This is a genomic window from Parabacteroides acidifaciens, from assembly GCF_003363715.1.
Lineage (GTDB): Bacteria > Bacteroidota > Bacteroidia > Bacteroidales > Tannerellaceae > Parabacteroides > Parabacteroides acidifaciens.
Map to the genome: position 1 here is coordinate 1 of NZ_QREV01000107.1, position 3571 is coordinate 3571.

The 3571-nt window shown below is 47.4% G+C and carries 4 protein-coding genes and 1 tRNA gene; 3 read left to right on the plus strand and 2 right to left on the minus strand.

Annotated elements, in window-relative coordinates:
- Positions 1–471 precede the first annotated feature (471 nt).
- Complete coding sequence (locus DWU89_RS20220; protein WP_115501429.1) at positions 472–696, minus strand: DUF4248 domain-containing protein; 225 nt, start codon at positions 694–696, stop codon at positions 472–474.
- A gap of 197 nt (positions 697–893) precedes the next feature.
- On the opposite strand from DWU89_RS20220, the gene DWU89_RS20225 reads away from it, so the two are divergent.
- Together DWU89_RS20225 and DWU89_RS20230 are read left to right on the plus strand one after the other, a co-directional pair.
- Positions 894–1328 carry an HU family DNA-binding protein gene (locus DWU89_RS20225; protein WP_115501430.1) on the plus strand — a complete coding sequence of 145 codons (435 nt, stop codon included), beginning with the start codon at positions 894–896 and terminating at the stop codon, positions 1326–1328.
- Between the two features lie 57 nt (positions 1329–1385).
- Positions 1386–1835 (plus strand): glucosaminidase domain-containing protein, encoded by a 450-nt coding sequence (locus DWU89_RS20230; protein ID WP_115501431.1) that lies wholly within the window; start codon positions 1386–1388, stop codon positions 1833–1835.
- Between the two features lie 254 nt (positions 1836–2089).
- Here DWU89_RS20230 and DWU89_RS20235 read toward each other — a convergent pair whose 3' ends face one another.
- Entirely contained in the window at positions 2090–3169 is a 1080-nt protein-coding gene (locus DWU89_RS20235; RefSeq protein ID WP_115501432.1) for a mannose-1-phosphate guanylyltransferase, read from the minus strand.
- Positions 3170–3335: 166 nt separating this feature from the next.
- Between DWU89_RS20235 and DWU89_RS20240 the strand changes: the two genes are divergently transcribed.
- Positions 3336–3419 (plus strand) — tRNA-Leu (locus DWU89_RS20240).
- Positions 3420–3571 lie beyond the last annotated feature (152 nt).

The following is a 3571-nucleotide window of genomic DNA, read 5'->3' on the forward strand; positions in this document are numbered from 1 at the left end:
GGCCCGTCAGATGGGAATTACAGACGAAACACTGCCGAAAGACGAGATTAGTCAAACTGTTGAAAAAGAGCACGCTGGCTCAAATCCATCTATTCCATTTTAGTAAAAAGGGGCACGAGGGGCACGTTAAAAGGCCTTTTTCTAAACATTTATCATAACGCGAGACGAGATATACTACAGAAGAGCATATCTCGTCTCGTATATTTATAAAAGTTACGGAAAAAGCCTTTTAACGTGCCCCTCGTGCCCCTTTTTTCGCTCCCGTCCGAAAAAAAACCGCCCCTGTCCGGGAAAAGATGGGACGGGAACGCCTGTCGCAGATGATAAGGAGCTTGTCCCATTAAAAGAACAGACCGCCAAATCTTCATTTGTTCTTCTGTCCAAAATATACAGCTAAATCTTCATTTACAAATTCAGCCAGTTTTTCTTATCATTGGCATATTGGCACATTCCCCCATTGGCACATTATCTTCACGGCTCCCCCAAATGCTCCACAATGCAAGCGACCATTTTGGGGGTGAAGCAGCGCATTCCCGGGCGGTAGCCTAAGGTGGTCAGTTTTTCTTTCAGGACGCCCTGGTAGTTGATCCAGCGCCAGAGCTGCATGATGGCGCCACGGTGGGAAAGGTGGGGGTTGTACAGGCCGGCCAGTTCGCCTACTCCGTAGGCATGGATGCGGAAGGTTGTTGTTGTCATTTTTGTGTGTTTTTAATTAATCAAATATACGGAATAAATATCACATTATCAAATGTTTCCGGTGGTAATCGGTAATAAAAGGCGGGGATGTCACGCCCTGTCGCCCGTGTCTTCAAAGGGGGGTGGGCTGCGCTGTATCTTTACAGTGTAATTAATTACAAGACAGTCCTTATTAATCATTTAAAAAAGTAACGTTTATGGGAATAAAGTATCATTTGGTTTTGCGGAAGAACATAAGTAAGAAAGTGGAAGAGGGGAAGGAGTTTCTCTATTATGCACAGACACGCGCCACGCGTACCTGCACCTTTGATGAACTCTGCGATTTGATAGCGGAGAGCTCGACGGCTTCGAGCGGCGATGTCAAACTGGTGGTAGACCGGATGACAAAATTCATGGCAAAATCGTTGGAACGTGGCGAAGTGGTGCAGCTTGGCGAGTTGGGTAATTTCCAGTATATATTGGGCAGTTCCGGGAGCACGTCGGAGGATGTGTTCCAGGCGTCGCAGCTTCGCCGGCCCCGCCTCTGTTTCCGTCCGGGCACTTTGTTGCGCAACCTGACACTGACGGTAAAAGGTGAACACATACTGCTGGAACCGGGGAAACCGCCTGTTGAGAGACCGGGAATCCTTTGAGAGTTGAGAGTTGAAAGGGGAAAGTTGAAAGTTTAAGAAATTAAGAATTAAAAGATTATGGAGAAGGGGGAGTTTGTGAAAGGGTATGGCGGGGCGGCGCGTATGGCGGGTGAGCTGTATGGGATGAATCCGGTGGTGATATTGGCGCAGGCGGCAATCGAATCGGGTTGGGGAGAGAGCACGTTAGCGGTGAAGTATCATAATTTCTTCGGGATTACGGGCTATGGGGTGACAAATGCGTACTGGCATGGCGGGAAGACGGACTTGGGGAGCGGGGGCTTGTTGTTTCGCCGCTACGACACGCCGGAGCATAGTTTTCTGGATTTTGCCCGCCTCGTCTTTACCGCTTATCCGCAGGCGGCGGCAGTCAGTGCTTATCCGGCGGCCTATGCGCAGGAGATCGCCTACAGCCGCTACATCAGCGAGGTGAACGGCGACAACCGGGCGGCATACCGGAAGATGTTGGTGTCGATCGCACGCCAGATTCAATTATTAATCAGTAATTAAAAAAAAGAAAGCGTATGAGTAAAGTAAGGTCGATTTTGGAGTTTGTGAGGTCACTGATCGAGTTCCTGTTGGGGTTGGGAAAGAAGAACGGTTAGTTTAAACGTGGCTGTATCAAAATATCCTTGTCCCCGCGCTTGACGCGGGGCCGCAAGAGAACAGGTCTTGTCAATCAGTTGTTATACTGCCAGTTCTAATGCGATCCCGCGTCAAGCGCGGGAACGAGGGGTTTTTGATACAGCTTTTTTGTTTATTATTTAATTAAATTCTTTGCCGAACTTCATCTGGACATCGGCTACATATTGTTTGATCCGCTGTTCGTCTTCTTTCTTGCAGATCAGAAGGACATTTCCGGATTCGGCTACGATGCAATCATTAAGCCCTTGTATGACGGCGAGGCGTTTGGGATTGTCGAGTGCAATGATATTGCCGGTGCTTTCGTACAACATCGCTTCGCTTTTGAGCAGTGCATTGTTTTGTTCGTCCCTCTGGGCAAGGTCGAACAGCGATCCCCATGTCCCTAAGTCGGCCCAACCGAAGTCGACGCACAACATATAGACATTATCCGCTTTCTCCATGATGCCGTAGTCGATGGAGATATTCAGGCAGTAGGGGAAGTTTTCGGTAATAAATCCCCGTTCTTCTTCCGTATTGAATTTTTCTTTTCCCAGGTCGAAACGGAGGGAAATATCGGGGAGGAATTTTGCAAATGCCTCCAGTATCGAGTTGACGTTCCAAACAAAGAGGCCGGAGTTCCAGAAAAACTCGCCGCTTTCCATGAATACTTTAGCTAACTCGATATTCGGTTTTTCGGTGAATGTCTTTACTTTGGTGAACTCTCCTAACATGACGTCGCTGCTCTGGATGTATCCGTAACCTGTCTCGGGGCGGCTCGGGCGGATACCTAAGGTCACTAAGGCGTTGTTGTCTTTGACGAAGTCGAGGCTCTTTTGCACGTCTTTCAGGAAGACATCTTCCTTCAGGATCAAATGGTCGGAGGGAGCAACGACAATATTCGCGTTCGGGTTGCAAGCCTTGATATGATAGGCTGCATAAGCGACGCATGGAGCTGTGTTCCGGCGTGCGGGCTCCAATAGGATCTGCCTTTCTTCCAGTTCGGGCAGTTGTTCTTTTACAAGTGATGCGTATTGTTCATTCGTTACGATATAAATATTTTCGACCGGGATGATTTTAGAGAAACGATCGAATGTCATCTGTAGCAGCGACCGGCCTGTGCCGAAAAAGTCGAGAAATTGTTTCGGGTAACTTTCTCTGCTGAAAGGCCAGAAGCGGCTACCAATCCCGCCGCCCATGATAACGCAATAATTATCTTTCATGATGATTCAGGTTGTTTTTTAGTTTTACTCTTACAAAGTTAACGAAATATTCCGGTATTTAGTCTGCCTTCAACTACTAAGAAGATATAAAATGAAAAAAAAGCGACAAACCCTTGCAGGTTTAAAAATAATGCCTACCTTTGCAACGCATTAGAAAAAAACAAATGCCCAGATGGCGGAATTGGTAGACGCGCTGGTCTCAAACACCAGTGGATTCACTTCCATGCCGGTTCGATCCCGGCTCTGGGTACTGAAGCGGAGAAAGTAGAAATACTCTCTCCGCTTTTCTTTTCTGCTCCTCGCAACTCGTTGGTTTGGGATATCGTGGATCACCCCGAAAAATAGTGGAGCTATGCATATATATTTTTGAGTCTAAATAAAAAGTATGATATATTGTTCACC